General features: G+C 60.3%; 14 protein-coding genes. 8 read left to right on the forward strand and 6 right to left on the reverse strand.

Features of this window, described 5'->3' with window-relative positions; all coding sequences use genetic code 11:
- The first annotated feature begins 20 nt into the window (after positions 1–20).
- Positions 21–635, forward strand: coding sequence for a biliverdin-producing heme oxygenase (locus LCH64_RS25960; protein ID WP_226501709.1), 615 nt, complete (start codon positions 21–23; stop codon positions 633–635).
- Positions 632–2878: an ATP-binding protein gene (locus LCH64_RS25965; protein ID WP_226501710.1), complete on the forward strand. Its 2247-nt coding sequence runs from the start codon at positions 632–634 to the stop codon at positions 2876–2878. The genes LCH64_RS25960 and LCH64_RS25965 overlap by 4 nt, the downstream gene beginning before the upstream one ends.
- A 50-nt stretch (positions 2879–2928) precedes the next feature.
- Here the strand turns inward: LCH64_RS25965 and LCH64_RS25970 are convergent, their stop codons facing one another.
- Positions 2929–6630: a hypothetical protein gene (locus tag LCH64_RS25970; RefSeq protein WP_226501711.1), complete on the reverse strand. Its 3702-nt coding sequence runs from the start codon at positions 6628–6630 to the stop codon at positions 2929–2931.
- Positions 6631–6936: 306 nt separating this feature from the next.
- Here LCH64_RS25970 and LCH64_RS25975 point away from each other — a divergent pair, with 306 nt between their 5' ends.
- Entirely contained in the window at positions 6937–7524 is a 588-nt protein-coding gene (locus LCH64_RS25975; RefSeq protein ID WP_226501712.1) for a LysE family translocator, read from the forward strand.
- A gap of 12 nt (positions 7525–7536) precedes the next feature.
- Here the strand turns inward: LCH64_RS25975 and LCH64_RS25980 are convergent, their stop codons facing one another.
- The 4 genes from LCH64_RS25980 to LCH64_RS25995 form a co-directional block, all read right to left on the reverse strand.
- Positions 7537–8295, reverse strand: a complete 759-nt coding sequence (locus LCH64_RS25980) for a type 1 glutamine amidotransferase domain-containing protein (RefSeq protein ID WP_226501713.1) — start codon at positions 8293–8295, stop codon at positions 7537–7539.
- 60 nt (positions 8296–8355) lie between these two features.
- The gene (locus LCH64_RS25985; protein ID WP_226501714.1) at positions 8356–9189 is read right to left on the reverse strand and encodes an AraC family transcriptional regulator; all 834 of its coding nucleotides are present in this window, start codon (positions 9187–9189) and stop codon (positions 8356–8358) included.
- Positions 9190–9224: 35 nt separating this feature from the next.
- Positions 9225–9728 carry a VOC family protein gene (locus tag LCH64_RS25990; protein WP_003224132.1) on the reverse strand — a complete coding sequence of 168 codons (504 nt, stop codon included), beginning with the start codon at positions 9726–9728 and terminating at the stop codon, positions 9225–9227.
- 190 nt (positions 9729–9918) lie between these two features.
- Positions 9919–10593 (reverse strand): class I SAM-dependent methyltransferase, encoded by a 675-nt coding sequence (locus LCH64_RS25995; protein ID WP_226501715.1) that lies wholly within the window; start codon positions 10591–10593, stop codon positions 9919–9921.
- A 93-nt stretch (positions 10594–10686) separates the two neighbouring features.
- Here LCH64_RS25995 and LCH64_RS26000 point away from each other — a divergent pair, with 93 nt between their 5' ends.
- The gene (locus LCH64_RS26000) at positions 10687–11079 is read left to right on the forward strand and encodes a GFA family protein (protein ID WP_226501716.1); all 393 of its coding nucleotides are present in this window, start codon (positions 10687–10689) and stop codon (positions 11077–11079) included.
- Between the two features lie 136 nt (positions 11080–11215).
- On the opposite strand, the gene LCH64_RS26005 is transcribed toward LCH64_RS26000, so the two are convergent.
- Positions 11216–12046 (reverse strand): alpha/beta hydrolase, encoded by an 831-nt coding sequence (locus LCH64_RS26005; protein ID WP_226501717.1) that lies wholly within the window; start codon positions 12044–12046, stop codon positions 11216–11218.
- A gap of 251 nt (positions 12047–12297) precedes the next feature.
- Between LCH64_RS26005 and LCH64_RS26010 the strand changes: the two genes are divergently transcribed.
- From LCH64_RS26010 to LCH64_RS26025, 4 genes are all read left to right on the forward strand, one after another.
- On the forward strand, positions 12298–12753 hold the full coding sequence (locus LCH64_RS26010) for a (2Fe-2S)-binding protein (RefSeq protein ID WP_226501718.1): 456 nt from the start codon (positions 12298–12300) through the stop codon (positions 12751–12753).
- Between the two features lie 20 nt (positions 12754–12773).
- The gene (locus LCH64_RS26015; protein WP_226501719.1) at positions 12774–14936 is read left to right on the forward strand and encodes a xanthine dehydrogenase family protein molybdopterin-binding subunit; all 2163 of its coding nucleotides are present in this window, start codon (positions 12774–12776) and stop codon (positions 14934–14936) included.
- Position 14937: 1 nt separating this feature from the next.
- Positions 14938–15516 (forward strand): hypothetical protein, encoded by a 579-nt coding sequence (locus LCH64_RS26020; protein WP_226501720.1) that lies wholly within the window; start codon positions 14938–14940, stop codon positions 15514–15516.
- Between the two features lie 61 nt (positions 15517–15577).
- The gene (locus LCH64_RS26025) at positions 15578–16543 is read left to right on the forward strand and encodes a sensor domain-containing diguanylate cyclase (protein WP_226501721.1); all 966 of its coding nucleotides are present in this window, start codon (positions 15578–15580) and stop codon (positions 16541–16543) included.
- Positions 16544–16785: the final 242 nt, after the last annotated feature.

The raw sequence follows: 16785 nt of genomic DNA on the forward strand, positions 1-16785 counted from the left end.
CCCCACCAAGAGCGATTTACATGCAAGCAAAGGCCCGTGAAGTTTATGTGCCACTGGTGCTGCAAGATCTGCGAGCCGGTACTGCCGAGCTGCATGTCGCACTGGAAAAGCGTCTTCCTTTTTTCTCCGATTCCCTCGATGCAAACGCCTTTGAACGTCTGATGCAGGCTTACTACGGCTTTTATCTGCCGCTGGAAAGCGCATTACTCGACAGCGGCTCGATCCCGGTCGATTTCGATCTGGCGCCACGTCTCAAGGCGCAAACCCTGCTCAATGATTTGCAGGCTCTGGGCCTGACGGCCGAGACCATCGCGCGTCTGCCGCTGTGTCATTCGTTGCCAGTGATCGACTCCAGCGCGACCTGCCTGGGGGTGTTGTATGTGCTGGAAGGGGCAACCCTTGGCGGGCAGATCCTGCGCCGCGAGATCGCCTCGAGGTTGCGCCTGGATGCCGACAATGGCGCGGCATTCCTCGACATTTATGGCGCCGCCACCGGTCGCCGCTGGCGCGATTTCATTGAATACCTGGGCAGTCGGTCGCTGGATGCGGGCGAACGTGAGGCCGTGGTTGCGGCAGCCCAAACCACATTCAGCTGTTTCGAGCGTTGGCTCGAAAGCCGGGAGGTACTGGCATGACTCCGCAAGACAAAGAAGCCTTTGAAGAACTGTTGGCCAACTGTGCCGACGAGCCGATCCGCTTTCCCGGGGCGATCCAGCCCCACGGTTTGCTGCTGACTCTGAGCGAGCCGGCGCTGGAGATCATTCAGATCAGCGCCAACGTCGAGACCCTGCTGGCACGTCCGGCGCAGGAACTGATCGGCCAGCCGCTGCACAAGTTGCTGGGTGAGGTACATGCGGCGGCCGTTAGCGAAGCGTTGCTGCATCCGGTGTTCGCCGATGCCGGCCCGCTGCATTTTCGCCTCAACGGCACTGCGTTCGAAGGGCTGCTGCACCGTCATCAGGGCGTATTGATTCTGGAACTGGAAATCCACGTCGAGAATTTCCAGCCGCGTAACGTCGCCAGCAATCCAACCAATCTGGGACGTATGCTCCAGCGTCTGCAAGCGGCCACCACGTTGCAGGCGCTGTATGAAATCAGCGTCAAGGAAATCCAGGCGATGACCGGTTACGACCGGGTGCTGATCTACCGCTTCGAGGAGGAGGGTCACGGTCAGGTGATCGCCGAGGCGTCCGATCCGTCGATGGAAGTGTTCAATGGCCTGTTCTTCCCGGCCTCGGACATCCCCGAGCAGGCGCGCGAGCTGTACCGCACCAATTGGCTGCGGATCATTCCGAATGCCGATTACCAGCCAGTGCCGCTGGTGCCCAAGCTGCGCCCGGACACCCAGACCCCGCTGGACCTGAGTTTCGCCACCCTGCGCAGTGTTTCGCCGATTCACTGCCAGTACATGAAGAACATGGGCGTGCTGTCGTCGATGAGTATTTCCCTGCTCAAGGGCGACAAGCTCTGGGGCCTGATCAGTTGCGGCAACCGTCAGCCGCTGCATGTGCCGCACGAACTGCGCAGCGCGTGTCAGACCATCGGCCAGGTGCTGTCGCTGCAGATCAGTGCGATGGAGTCGCTGGAAATCAGCCGCCAGCGCGAGGAGAAAGTCGAGGCGTTGGCGCTGCTCAATCAGGCAATGGTCGACTCGCCGCAAAACGTCTTTGACGGACTGGCCGGGCAACCCGAGGTGCTGATGGCGCTGACGGGGGCCGGCGGTATTGCGATCATCGAAGACAAACAGCTGCACCGTTACGGCAACTGCCCGGAGCCGGAAGAGATTCGCGCGCTGCACAAATGGTTGCAGGAAACCGGCGAACCGGTGTTCGCCAGTCATCACTTGGCGAGCGTCTATCCGCCGGCCGCGCAGTTTCAGCCAGTGGCCAGCGGCGTGCTCGCCATGAGCCTGCCCAAACCGGTGGACAACGGCGTGTTGTGGTTCCGCCCCGAGGTCAAGGAGAACATCAACTGGAGCGGTGACCCGCGCAAGCCGCTGGATCTGGAAAACTCCGACGCCGGCCTGCGTCTGCGTCCGCGCACTTCGTTCGAAATCTGGAAAGTCGAGATGGCCGGGATCTCCACCAAATGGAGCCATGGCGATCTGTTTGCCGCCAACGATCTGCGCCGTTCGGCACTGGAAAATGACCTGGCCCGCCAAGTGTGCCGCGAGCAGGAAGCGGTGCGCGCCCGTGATGAGCTGGTGGCGGTGGTTTCGCATGATCTGCGCAATCCGATGACGGTGATTTCGATGCTCTGCGGCATGCTGCACAAGGCCTTCAGCTCCGATGGGCCGCACACTTCGCGGCGCATCTCCACGGCCATCGACACCATGCAGCAGGCAGCCGGGCGGATGAACACGCTGCTGGAAGACTTGCTCGATACCTCGAAGATCGATGCCGGGCGCTATACCATTGCGCCGCAGACCCTGGATGTCGGGCAGATGTTCGAGGAAACCCAGTCACTGCTCGGGCCACTGGCGCTGGACAAGGACATCAGCATCTCGTTCGAAGCCGATCCCGACCTGAAAATCCATGCCGACCCGGAACGCCTGTTTCAGGTGTTGTCGAACCTGATCGGCAACGCGATCAAGTTCACCCCGCGCAAAGGCTCGGTGGGCGTGCTGGCCAAGTCTGACGGTAAAGAGATCGTGTTTACTGTGCGTGACACTGGCGAAGGCATTCCCAAGGAAAACCTGGCGCGGGTGTTTGATCGTTACTGGACGGTGAAGGAAGGCAATCCGACCGGAACCGGCCTGGGCTTGTACATCACCCAAGGAATTGTTGAAGCCCATGGCGGGCGGATCGAGGCCAGCAGTGAGCCGGGGCAGGGCACGGAGTTTCGGTTTACGGTGCCGGTGATGCTTGCGGGCGAATGATGAAATAGCCCGGTCGGTTGATACCGGCCGGGCCACAGGTCTAGTCGGGATTACAAATCGCCGTCGAGGCCATGGAGCGCGCTGATCGATTCTTTTGACAGCGGACTGAAACGGTTGTGTCGCAGCTCGTGGATCGCATACAGGGCGCGACCCGTGCGGCCGTTGCCGTCACCGAACACATGAAAGCCCGCCACCGTAGCGAACATTTGCTTGCCGAAGTATTCATGGGCGGGGTCGAGAAGCTTCAGGTGATCCTGCATCAAGGAAAAGCCACTGATGTTGCTGCCATATTTTGTAGGGTGCGTGCCTACACGAATGATGTCAGCGGTCGCCGGCGCGATACTGACGTGTAACTGGCGGATCAGATCGGGGTCAGTGAGGGGCTTGTTGCTGTCGGCGTACTCTCTCAGTATGGCTACGATACTGTCGAGGTCGTTGCCCGGTGAGTTCGAAGCATGAACGATCCACGCTCCGGCTCGCTGGGCGTTATCGGTAAAGCCTTTAGGGTTGTAACGTGACTCGGGCACCACGCCGTTGTAAGGCGCTGCGCCCAGATCCTGTTTCAGCACATTCTGCTGATGGTTTTTCATGTAGATAACCTTACGCGCCTCCAACTCGCTGAACGACTCCAGCAAATCAGAATATTCGCTGCCGGCTGAGCGCGCGGCGCTGTATTCGTGGCCGTTCTTTGTCATGAACGTTGTCAACAGATCATCGAGTGCCGTCTGGCCGATCAGGGCCTCCAGCTCCTGAGTCTTTTGCAGCTTGCGTGTGGTACTCACCAGTGCATTTTTGTACAGCTGGTCCAACTCCGCGTAGCTGGCACCTTTGGGTAGCGCAGTGTTCTGGTCCAGCAGGCGCTTGAGGACCTGGCTGGCGGTTTCAATGCTGTCATCCTGAAACAGCGCTCGCCCGTGCGCCACCGTTGGTAATGTCATGCGAATCTCCGCCGCCGCTCCGGACTTGCCCAGCGCTTTGACCAGGTCATAAGAGCCGCTGCTGGTGCTGGTCAGCCGCCGGAGTTGACGAGCACTGATACGGCTGACGGTGTTGCCGTAATGAGTGAGCTTCAGCGCACTTTTACCCAGCAGTTTGCCGGTGCCGACCAGCAGTTGTGGAACGCCGTCCAGCGGGTTGAACAGCGATACCAGAACATTGCCGGCCACGCGGCTGAGGCTTAACAGCCGCGTGCTGCTGGCCGCGGCTTTGGCCAGGGCCCCGGCCGCCCCGATAAAGACAAAGGCCACGGCGAGGGCGTCGATGACACAGCTGAAAGCCGCCCCGCTGCGTTGATCCGGATCATCCGAGGTCAGTTGCTGGATACAGCCCCGGAACGGAATGAAGATATTCAGAATGATGTTGGCAACGCGTTCGTACTCCTCCTGCTGCTCTTCGTATTCAGTCTGGTCATAGCCCATCCGGTAATACTCGTCATAGGTGATGGCCGGGTTCTTTTGTGCAATGAAGTCGGCCATGTCCTTGAGCCTGGCGGAGCGAAAACTGTCCATCGGCGAGACATGCCAGGCGGAAGGCTCGTTGTGCTCGGTAAATTCCCCCAGCCGATCAAGCAGCATGCCGAACTCGCGAATCTGCGCATATTCTTCAAGTTGCCAATGGTGGCGCGGCAGTAACCGGTTGATGTCCGCCTGTTCGGTTGGCCGAGGCGTTGCGCCCTCGAAGTAGGCCTTGTGCTCGCTCACGATGTTTTCGAGGTAGGTGAGGCGCGGGAAAACTCCTGTTTCCTCATTGGTCGCTTCGTCGAAGCTGCCGGTGTCTTCGTTGAACGCTGACGCCTTGAAGTAAGCCTCGGCCAGACGTTCGCTGGTACGGCACAGCCCCTGTAGCGGGAACAGCTCGAAGCAATGGTGCTTCGATTTGTGACGACACAGGATGACCACGCCGTGCGGGGAGAAGTGGTCGGCGCTGTGACCGGGAATGTTGCGGTTGCCGCGCACCAGATACACGGTTGACGCGCCCTGGGTCAGCGCTTGCCGTTCACTCAGGCTCAGGTTGGAAAACGCCAGCCGGATCATCGTGCTGATACCCGCCTTGAAGCGTTCGTGCTGCGGTTTGAGCTGCTCGGCGTACAACCCGTTGACGGGCGCAAGATCCGCCAGGCCGGGATGCACATCGTGCAGATTGCGCTTGCTCGATTTGCTGGTGAGGTTTTTCCGATGCAGCTGGTTGGCGAGGTAAAGATTGATCACCGTGTCGCGGATCAAACCACCCTTGTTGTGCGGTGAAGCGAACATTTCTCCCTGATTAGCAATGCCGGCGTCCAGCAGCGTTTGTCTTGCCAGTTTGCGGCGGCTGACCGGGGCCGCCGTAATGGCGTGCAGTGCGTCTTCCAGTTCCTTGGCATAAGCGCTGTAGTGATTCATCGCTGCTGTTGCAACGCCTTCTGGCGTCAGTGCCGCGTTTTCATCGGGAAGCATTTCGTTGATGGCTGCCCAGTCCATCACGCATTGCAGATTGAGGAGCTGATGCACGGTTCTTTGAGCATCGCTGAGCGGTGCAAGCGCGGCGAATTTGATCAGTTTGGCGTAGGACAGTGTCAGGGACAGCCCGGGCGCGATACGTTCCGTCAGCAATACCGCTTTGCGCAACAATACCCAACCGGGCGAACCGATCAACAGCGTCTGCGGGGTCAGCACCAGGAACTCCGGGGACTGGCCCGCCAGCACCAATTCCACCGCCAGGTGCGCGGCGAACGGATCGGCACGGTTGATCTGCTCGAACTGCTGTTTCAGCCGAGCACGGGCCTGGGCCGAGGTTTCGTGCACGTGCAACGGCGCGTAACGCAAGCCACGATGCGTCGCGACCCGTTCTTCCGAACCCATGTCCAGATCCAGCACGACAGCGGCGAGCAGCAACCGACTGCGCGTGATTTCGGTCATTGCCGGTGCCGGGTCCGGGCCATGCAGGGCTTCGAGACAGGTTTGCGCAAACTCCCGGGCTTCACGCGTTTCCAGCAGGTGTTCCCACGCCAGGCGCGGATCCTCCATCACCAGCGCGCCACTTTTCTTCACCAGCAGCGCATCTGTCAGATAGTTGATCAACGGTTCGGCATGCCGGCCAGCATGGGCCATCCGCTTGCGCACCTGCTGCAGGATCAGCGGGTATTGCTCGGGTTCGACAATCAGCGCAGCGTCGTCGGCTTCTTCGCTGATGCCCCAGTAGTTGCCGAACTTCGGCGCGGGCGGCAGGGTGAATTTCAGGCAGTCGATCAGGTTGGCGATGGCGGCTTCGTCTTCGGGTCGGTCGATATCCTGAAAGATCAACCAGTTGCGCAAGGGGATTTTGTTGCTGGAAGAAATGATGCCGCCAGTACGCCGGGCGCCATTAGCCAGAAGTTCAACATCGGCGCGCAGCGCTTCGACTTCATAAAGTTGATCGGTAATGATGCTGTAATGAATGTAAGTACCGGTAGAACCTGTTTCTTCATGGGCGACATAAACTTCGCCATTGCTCAACACCATGAACCAATGGTTCTTGTCGATGCTCAGTTTGTCAGTGAAGCTGACGAATTCCGGATGGTGTATTACCGTGCGTAGCAATAGTTTGCCGGCGTGATGTGCATGGTCGAAATCGCTACCTGCAATCACCTCGGTGACGAGTTGCAGGGCATCATCGCTGGTGCTGGAGTTTTGCAGAAGGAAGTGTCTGTTTTCCAGGGCTTTGGCAATGTTCAGGCGCTCTTGCTCATCGGCGGAAGCGGGGGCGGCGCTGAACAGGTTGCGGGTAATATCCATATCGAACTCTTCTGTTTCCAGGTTGATGTAATACAGCGATCAGTCACCGGTGGGGTGGCTGTTTGTGAAGTTGCCGGGGAATATAAAACATTGTCCGTCGTGATTTATCTGTTTTGAGTTTCAGGCTGTTTTCAAAAGTATCTGGATATTTGTTAGTTGGATTAACGTTAAGAGTTGGTTGGGGATGGGCAGGTGATATTCCGTTCCAGGATGCTGTAGATTAATCGGGGTAATTTTGTTCAATACACCCAAGGGTGGCGCTGGTTAGTGTTGCGATCTTGTTCCTTGAATTGAAACAGGTGTGCGATGAGTCTGATTGTGTCGATGGCGGCGTTTGCATTGGTGGCGTCCATTACCCCGGGACCGGTGAATATCGTGGCGTTGAGTTCCGGCGCGCAATTCGGCTTCCGGGCCAGTCAGCGGCATGTGGCGGGGGCGACGTTGGGGTTTGTTTTGCTGCTGGTGCTGATGGGCCTGGGGCTGCATGAAGTGCTGACGTTGTGGCCGTCCCTGACCCGGGTGGTGCAACTGGCCGGGGTGGCGTTTCTGTTGTTCATGGCCTGGAAACTGGCGGCTGATGACGGTCAGTTGAATGCCGGCGAGGCAGCGCGTGCGCCGTCGATGTTGTACGGCGCGGTGATGCAATGGCTCAACCCGAAAGCCTGGCTGGCTTGCGTGGCAGGGATGGGCGCGTTTGTCGCCGATGGCGAGGCGCGGCTGGTCTGGCAGTTTGCGGCGGTGTATCTGGTGATCTGCTATTTGTCAGTGGGTTGCTGGGTGTATGCCGGGACGTTTTTACGTGGGTATCTGGGCAATCCGGCGGGGATGCGCCTGTTCAATCGGTTCATGGCTTTGTTGCTGGCGGCGAGTGCGATTTATCTGTTGTTGCCATAAGTCTTGTGTCATTCACCCAGCCGATCGTGCTTGCAGCATGGCGACCCATTCTTTGGCGAAGCGATGGCAATCACCGGGCCAGCGCGCCGTCAGCAGATTGCCGTCGCGCACCACAAACCCTGTTTGCGGCGCTTTTGCGCTATCACGCCTGGCGATGAGGGGACCGCGTACAAAGTCGGATTGGCGCGACAGTGCGGCAGTCACTTCTGCCTCGACGGTCTGCGGGTAAGTGCGGAAGTAACGCCCCAGCCAGGCGCAGGTCATCAGCCAGGCCGGTAACTCCATGGTGGTCGCCAGCAACGCTGTGACCTTGCGCCCGAACAACACCGAACGTCCGGTGTCAGGGTCAAGGGTGCGGGCCAGTAACAGCACGCCATGACACACCGCCGCCACGGGTTTTTGTGCCTTGAAAAACTGCAGGGCGATTTGCCGTGCCTGTCCGGACTCCAGCAGGCTGCGCATGCCTTTGGCATGACCGCCGGGAATCAGCAGACCGTCGAATTGAGACGGGTCGACATCGGCATACGCCAGCGGTTGAAGAAATGCCGCGCTGTCGATCATCTGGGCGTAACTGTCCAGGTCGGCCTTGCGCGTCATCAGCATCGGGTTCAGCGGCCCGAACCCAACGCTCACCAACCGTGAATCGGCGTAGGCAGGCAGGCCTTGCGGCGTGGCAAAACGGGCTTCGATGCCCGCGTTGTGCAGCGCCTGCCACGGCACGCTGCTTTCAGTCGGGTCGTAATCGGCGGACGGCAACAGAATCAGAATCATCCAGAGCAAACTCCCGGGCCGGGATTGGCCGCTGATCTGGAGCGTAGTCGATTTTGATTGTCAGCCGCGATATTGGCCGGGTGTCGCGGCCAGATGCTGTTTGAACGCGCGCTGGAAGTGCGCTTGATCGGCAAACCCTGCTTCAAGGGCGACATCGGCAATCAACTGGCCGCTGCGCAGGCGTTCGCGGGCGAACTGGATGCGCTGGTTGACCACGAACGCGTGCGGGGTCATGCCGTAATGCTGCTTGAAGGCGCGGATCAGGTACGAGGGCGACAGCTGCGCCGCCGTGCAGATGTCCTCCAGGCTGAGCAGATCGGTGCAGTGTTCACGGATGAAATCGGCGGCGCGTTCGAGCTTGAAATTCGGCTCGCGCAACGGTTGTTCCGCCGGGTTCAGGCGCAGCTGCAGGTCGCTGAAAAACTCCACCGCTGCGCTCTGTTTACGCAGTACATCCTGCTGCTCATCGACCAGTGTGGCGTACAACCCTTGCAGCGCCCGGAACAGCCGAGCGTCATTCAAATGCGTGGTGGAAAATCGGCGGAACTCAAGCTCGGTACTGAACCCCAGCTGATGCTGCAAGTCCGTCAGCCACGGCGTTTCCACGTACAACATCAGATACGACCACGGCTGATCATCGATCGGATTGCAGGCGTGCACATCGCCCGGGTTCATCATTACCACGGTGCCGGCGGCGACGTCGAAGCGCGATTGCTCATGCACATAAATGCTGCACCCGGCGGTTATCGCACCGATGGAAAAATGCGCATGGGAATGGCGCGAGTAGCAGACCTCACGGCCATCGGCGATAGCCCGCGCTTCGATGAAGGGCAGGGCGTCGTCACGCCAGAAGTGTGGCGCTTTTTCAGGGCTTTTGGCGGCGGCGTGTTTCATCGTTATTGTTCCCGGCAGGCCAGAACCGGAGTGTATTAGCTCTGGCCGGCAAAGGCCCGCTCAAGTTCGGCGATGTCGAGTTTTTTCATCTTGAACATGGCCTGCATCGCCCTTTGCGACTTAGTGGTGTCGGGGTCTTGCATCATGTGCATGAAGGCCACCGGTACAATCTGCCACGACACCCCGAACTTGTCCTTGAGCCAACCGCATTGCTGGGCCTCAACCGGGCCCCCGGCCGACAGGTTGCCCCAGAAGTGGTCGACTTCTTCCTGATTCTGGCAATTGACCTGAAACGATATGGCTTCACTGAACTTGAACATCGGCCCGCCGTTGAGGCCGGTGAAGGTCTGGCCGTCGAGTTCGAAACTGACGGTCATCACCGCACCTTCCGGCTTGCCGTGAAATTCCTGGCCGACCTTGCTGTAGTGGGTCAGGCCGGTGATTTTCGAATGATCGAAGACCGAGCAGTAGAACTTCGCAGCGGCTTCGGCCTGATCATCGAACCACAGGCACGGTGTGAGTTTTTGAAAACGTTGCATGGCAGTCATCCTCGGCAGGTTAGACACGCAGGATAATCAGCGTAGTCAGTCCTTGGTCGAGTGGCGGTGCCGTAGATCGACAAGTCTTCGCGATCAAACACAAACCCCTGTAGGAGTGAGCCTGCTCGCGATGGCGTCGGTACAGGCGTTGGTGTTGCCTGAGCCTACGCCATCGCGAGCAGGCTCACTCCTACAAGGGGCGCCGCTCGGCAATCATCAACAGGGACTGCGGCACCGCACTTTGCGGATGCTGCGGTTCGTGCAGGCCGACCAGTCTGAACCCCGCCATGTCCAAGGCATTCAGCCAACTCGACAGCGTGCGGAAATACCACGGCATCGGCTGCCACTGGCCCTTGAACCCGGCGAAGGATTCTTCACGCCAGCCATCCTGATAATCGCCGGCCGCCACGGCCCAAGGATGCAGGGTCTGGATGATCAAGGAGCCGCCGGGAACCAGCAACGCATTCATCGCGGCGAGCAGCGCAATGATGTCCTGATGCAGCAGCGAGAAATTGGCGCAGACCAAATCGTAATCACTGCCGACATCGACCCGGGCGTCGACCAGCGCCTCGTAACTGGCAACATGCAGCTTGGCCGAACCAGCCTCACGTGCTGCCTCGATCAGCGTTGCATCGCCATCGACACCCGCCGCATCGATGCCCCGGTCCGCCAGCGCCCGCAACAACCAGCCTTCACCGCATCCCAGATCCAGCACTCGCTCGGGTTGACGGCTCATGATCGCCAGCAGGATCGCCTGATCGGTGACCTGCTGACGGCTTTCGATGGCACCGCTGCGGATCACTTCGATCCAGGCATCGGCGTTGTCGTGCCAGCTCTGCAGAAGGGTGGATTCGGGTGAAGGCATGGCGCTGTCTCCGGTAAAAGGCAGATTGTGAGCGTTCGCTGGTGCGCCTGCTATGTTCAAAGGCTGAACAGAGTCTGGCAGAGGATAGACACCATGAGCCCATTAACTGGCGGTTGCCTGTGCGGCGATGTGCGTTTCGAAGCATCGGGCCAACCTTACCGCGTCGGCATCTGCCACTGTCTCGATTGCCGCAAACACCACGGCGCTTTGTTCCATGCCTCGGCGATATTCCCCGAGAATGCGGTGACCGTCAGCGGCAAAACCGGCGAGTATCAAGGGCGAGTGTTCTGCCCGCGCTGTGGTTCACCGGTACTTGCGCGTTCGGGGGATGAAATTGAAGTGAATGTCGGCTCGTTGGACGCGCCGAACCAGTTCACGCCGACCTATGAACTGTGGACTGTGCGGCGTGAGTCATGGTTGCCGGCGCTGCCGTTGGCTCACCACTACGAACGTGATCGAGAGCGTACGAGTCGTTCCGAGGAGTAGTGCACTTCAGGCCAATCAAGTCCCCTTGTAGGAGTGAGCCTGCTCGCGATAGCGTCAGCAAAGCTTGAACATTTGTTGCCTGATACATCGCCATCGCGAGCAGGCTCGCTCCTACAGGAGATAGGCGGCACTCTCCTCAGCCGCGAATAAAGGCCAGCAAATTGGCATTGATCGTCGCTGCCTCAGTCGTCGGCATCCCGTGCGGAAACCCCGGATACGACTTCAGCGTGCCATTTGGCAGCAATTTCGCCGACAAAGGCCCCGAGTTCGCATACGGCACAATCTGATCATCCTCGCCATGCATCACCAGCACCGGCACGGTGACCTTCTTCAAATCTTCGGTGAAATCGGTCTGCGAGAACGCGACGATCCCGTCGTAATGCGCCTTGGCGCCGCCGATCATGCCCTGACGCCACCAGTTGCCGATGATCCCCTCGGAAGGCTTGGCCCCGGGGCGGTTGTAGCCGTAGAACGGCCCGCTGGGAACATCGCGATAGAACTGCGCGCGATTGGCCGCCAGCTGCGCTTGCAAGTCATCGAACACCGATTTCGGCAAGCCACCGGGATTGCTTTCGGTCTTGACCATCAGCGGCGGTACCGCGCTGATCAGCACGCCTTTGGCGACGTTGTCCTGACCATGCCGGGCAATGTAGTGGATGACCTCGCCGCCGCCGGTCGAGTGGCCGACATGCACCACGTTCTTCACCCCCAGATGCTGAACCACCGCCAGCGCATCGTCGGCGTAATGGTCCATGTCGTGGCCGTCCCAGACCTGGCTCGAACGTCCGTGCCCGCGACGGTCATGGGCAATCACCCGAAAGCCCTGGGCCAGAAAGAACAGCATCTGCGCGTCCCAGTCATCCGAGCTGAGCGGCCAGCCGTGGTGGAAGTGGATCACCGGGGCGTCTTTCGGCCCCCAGTCCTTGTAGAAAATATCGACGCCGTCTTGGGTGGTGACAAATCCCATGTTCGCGACTCCTGACCATTGTGATGGGTTACCGCGCTCGCCGCAGACCGGTCGTGATGGTTCGGATGAGCGCCGTTATCAGCCGTAGGATTAAAGTCGACATTTTCGGGGGCAGGCATGACCGGTGGTCGCAACGTCTGGCTTCACGCGCAAATTAGGCTTTGCTGAAAGGGATAAGCCGAGGCGCGCACAGGCTTCGATGGCCGTAGCGACGCCCCTTCAGAACACCGTGAGTCTGAGGAAAATCCCCGATGCTGACCTTGAATATCAATGGCAAGGATCAGGAACTCGATGTGCCGGCCGACATGCCGTTGCTCTGGGTCCTGCGTGACGTTGCGCACCTGACCGGTACCAAATTCGGCTGTGGCATGGCCCAGTGCGGCGCCTGCACCGTACACGTCGATGGCGCTCCGTTGCGTGCCTGTATCACGCCCGCCACCGCCGTGGCCCACGGCCAGAAAATTCTCACCATCGAAGGCCTTTCGACCGATGGCTCGCACCCGGTGCAGCAGGCCTGGGCCGAACTCGATGTGGTGCAGTGTGGTTACTGCCAGTCGGGGCAGATCATGTCTGCCGCCGCGCTGCTGGCGAAAATCCCCAAACCCAGCGACAGCGATATCGATCAGGCGCTCTCCGGCAACATTTGCCGCTGCGGCACCTATCCACGGATCCGTGCGGCGGTTAAGCGCGCGTCCGAAATCGGCTGATGCATGTTGGGAGAAGGGTAATGAACAGTCCTGTATCGCGTCGCGGATTTCTCAAGGGCAGTGCCGTGCTGGGTGGCGGTCTGGTGGTGGCGTTCGTGGTTCCCGGTGCCCATCGGTTTGCCATGGCGGCGGAGAATGAAGGCAAGGTCTTTGCGCCGAATGCGTTTTTGCGCATCGCCGCCGACAACAGCGTGACGGTGTTGCTCGGGCATTCGGAAATGGGCCAGGGCATCTGGACCGGCCTGACCATGCTGATCGCCGAAGAGCTGGACGCCGACTGGTCGACGATCCGCGTCGAACACTCGCCGGCCTCGGCAGCCGATTACGGCATGCCGGCGTTTGGCGGGATGCAGATTACCGGCGGCTCGACCTCGACCTGGATGGAGTTCGACCGTTACCGGCTCGCCGGGGCCACGGCGCGACAGATGCTGGTGGAGGCGGCGGCCAAGCGTTTCGACGTGGCGCCTTCAGCTATTCGTACTGAATCGGGCATGGTGATCGCCGGCGATAAACGCGCGACTTACGGCGAACTGGCGGACGCCGCCGGGCAACTGCCGGTGCCGGATCCCAAGTCGATCATCTTCAAGGAGGCCAAAGACTGGAAGGTCATCGGCAAGCCGACCAAACGCCTCGATACTCCGGAGAAAATCACCGGTCGCGCCAAATTCGGCATGGACGTGCAGTTCGACGGTTTGATGACCGCGATGGTCGCCCGTGCACCGGTGTTCGGCGCGACGGTCAAATCCTTCGAAGGCGCCGAGGCGCTGGCGGTGCCGGGCGTGCACAAAGTGGTGCAGGTGCCGACCGGCGTGGCGGTGATTGCTGATCATTACTGGGCGGCGAAACTCGGTCGTGATGCATTGAAAGTCGATTGGGACATGGGCCCGCACACTGACCTGAGCAGCCAGGGCCTGCTCGACAGCTTCCGCAAACTGGCGGCGACACCGGGCACTTCCGCCAGCCAGGCTGGGGATCCGAAAGGCAACTTCGACAAGGCGGCGAAGAAAATCGACGTCGAGTACAGCGTGCCGTATCTGGCGCATGCACCGATGGAACCTCTGAACTGCACAGTGAAAATCAGCGCCGAGAAATGCGAGATCTGGACCGGCACGCAATTCCAGACCCTCGACCAGATGGTCGCCGGCAAGATCACCGGACTCAAACCCGAGCAGGTGGAGATTCACACCGAGTTTCTTGGCGGCGGTTTCGGGCGCCGGGCCAATCCGACCTCGGACTTTGTCGCCGAAGCGGTGCAAGTGGCGAAGGCTGCCGGGATGCCGGTGAAAACCGTGTGGTCGCGCGAGGATGACATTCGTGGCGGGTATTACCGCTCGATGTTCCTGCATCAGGCGCGCATCGGCCTGGACGGGCAGGGCCTGCCGCTGAGCTGGCAGCATGTGCTGGTCGGTCAATCGATCATGACCGGCACTCTGCTGGAAGCGACCATGGTCAAGAACGGCATCGACCCGACGTCGGTCGAAGGCGTGGCCGACAGCCCGTATATCAAAGGCTTGGCCCATCAACAGGTCGAGCTGCATTCACCGCAGACCGGGATCAATGTGCTGTGGCTGCGTTCGGTGGGGCACAGCCACACCGCGTTCGTCATGGAGTCGCTGATCGATGAAATGGCCGCCGCAGCGAGCAAGGATCCGGTCGAATACCGACGCACTTTGCTCAAGGATCATGCGCGGCATCTCGGGGTGCTGAATCTGGCGGTGGAGAAGGCCAATTGGACAGCGCCATTGCCGGAGGGCCATGCGTTGGGCGTGGCGGTGCATGAGTCGTTCGGCAGTTATGTGGCGCAGGTGGCCGAGGTCTCGCAGGACAATCTGGCGATTCGCGTGCACCGCGTGGTCTGTGCGGTGGACTGCGGGATCGCGGTCAACCCGCAGAGCATCGCCGCGCAGATGGAATCGTGCATCACCTTTGGCCTGGGCATGGCGCTGCACAGCAAACTGACGGTCAAGGACGGCGCGGTGGTGCAATCCAATTATCACGACTATCAGGTGCTGCGGCTCAACGAGATGCCGCTGGTCGAGGTGCATATCGTGCCCAGCAGCGACAAACCCGGAGGTATCGGCGAGGCCGGGGTGCCGCCCACCGCGCCGGCGGTGGCCAACGCCGTGTATGCGCTGACCGGGCAACGGTTGCGTGAACTGCCGCTGCAACTGGCGGGGGTGTGAGATGAAACGACATCTGTTGTTGGGCACGATGATGTTGCTGGGGCTGGGCGGCTACGCTTCGGACCTGTTTGCCGATGATCAGGAGGCGCTCAAGGCGTTCGGTACGGTGCAGAAGGTGTTCCAGAGCCCGCGCTGCCAGAACTGTCACATCCCCGGCGACTCGCCGCTGCAGTTCGATGCGGGCAAACCGCACGCGATGAACGTGGTGCGCGGCATGGACGGCAAGGGCGCCGCCGGTTTGCCCTGCGCCACCTGTCACGCCGAGAGCAACCCGCCCGACAGTTATGGCCCGCATGCGCCACCGGGGGCGCCGCACTGGAGTCTGCCGCCGGCGGCGCACAAGATGGCGTGGATCGGCCTGCCACCGGACAAGTTGTGCGCAATGATCAAGGATCGTTCGAGCAACGGCGACCGGGATTTCGCCGCGCTGATCAAACATGTCAGCGACGACAAACTGGTGCTGTGGGGCTGGAACCCCGGAGCAGGGCGCACGCCGGTGCCGGTGCCGCATGACATTTTTGTGGCTCAGTTCAAGCTTTGGGCCGACGCGGGTGGCCCATGTCCGGTGGCGGGCGGTTGAGTATGTGAGTCGTCGGCGAATCAAGCTACTCTAGCAGTCGTTGACCCTGATGGAGTGCGTGATGCTGGCCCCGATCAAACCCGCCAATGAAGCAACCCGAATTCAAGCGCTGCACGGCTTGAATGTCCTTGATTCGGCGCCGGAGGAGCGTTTCGACCGGCTTACGCGGCTGGCCAAGCGCCTGTTCAACGTGCCGATTGCCTTGGTGACGTTGGTGGATAGCGATCGTCAGTGGTTCAAGTCTTGCGTCGGGCTGGGCGTCAGTGAAACGCCGAGGGATGTGTCATTCTGCGGTCATGCGATCCTTCAGAACGAACTGCTGTTGGTGGCTGATGCCAAGGAGGACGAGCGCTTTTACGACAATCCGCTGGTCACCGGCGAGCCGAAGATTCGTTTCTATGCCGGCTACCCGCTGACGGTGCCCAATGGCAACAAAATGGGCACGCTGTGCCTGATCGACACCCGGCCGCGCGAACTCGACGACGAAGAGCGCGGCCTGTTGCGCGATCTCGCCGGCATGGCCGAGCAGGAATTGATGGCGGTGCAGATGGCGAGCATGGATGAGCTGACGCTGCTGTCCAACCGCCGTGGCTTCAAGACCCTGGCCCAGCATGCGCTGGACGCCTGCAAACACCGGGACAAACCGGCGACGCTGCTGTTTTTCGATCTCAATGATTTCAAGCAGATCAACGATCGCTACGGCCATGCCGAGGGCGACAGTGCGCTGAAGACCTTCGCCGACGTGCTGCGCATCGCTTTTCGCGAAAGCGATGTGATCGGGCGATTGGGCGGTGATGAGTTCGTGGCGCTGCTGACCGGCTCCAGTCACGTTGAAACCACGGCGATCATGGCGCGGCTCAAGGAAATCCTCGACGAGCGCAATGCAATGTTGCAGCGCGGCTACGACATTCGCTTCAGCGTCGGCCAGATCGAATACGATTCCCGACGGCATGACACGGTGGATCGGCTGCTGGCCGATGCCGACGAGGCCATGTATGCGCACAAGCAGGCGTTGAAGCGGCGCTGATTCGGCCTCATCGCTGGCAAGCCAGCTCCCACAGGTTTCTCGGGTGTTCACGAAATCCCGGTACTGCGCAGGCCCCCTGTGGGAGCGGGCTTGCTCGCGAAAGCGTCCAGTCAGGTGGTATCCATGTTGAATGTACCGGCCTCTTCGTGAGCAAGCCCACTCCCACAGGTTTCTCGGGTGTTCACGAAATCCCGGTGCTACGCAGGCCCCCTGTGGGAGCGGGCTTGCTCGCGAAGGCGTCT

Source organism: Pseudomonas sp. MWU16-30322 (assembly GCF_020515535.1).
GTDB classification, from domain to species: Bacteria; Pseudomonadota; Gammaproteobacteria; order Pseudomonadales; family Pseudomonadaceae; genus Aquipseudomonas; species Aquipseudomonas fluorescens_H.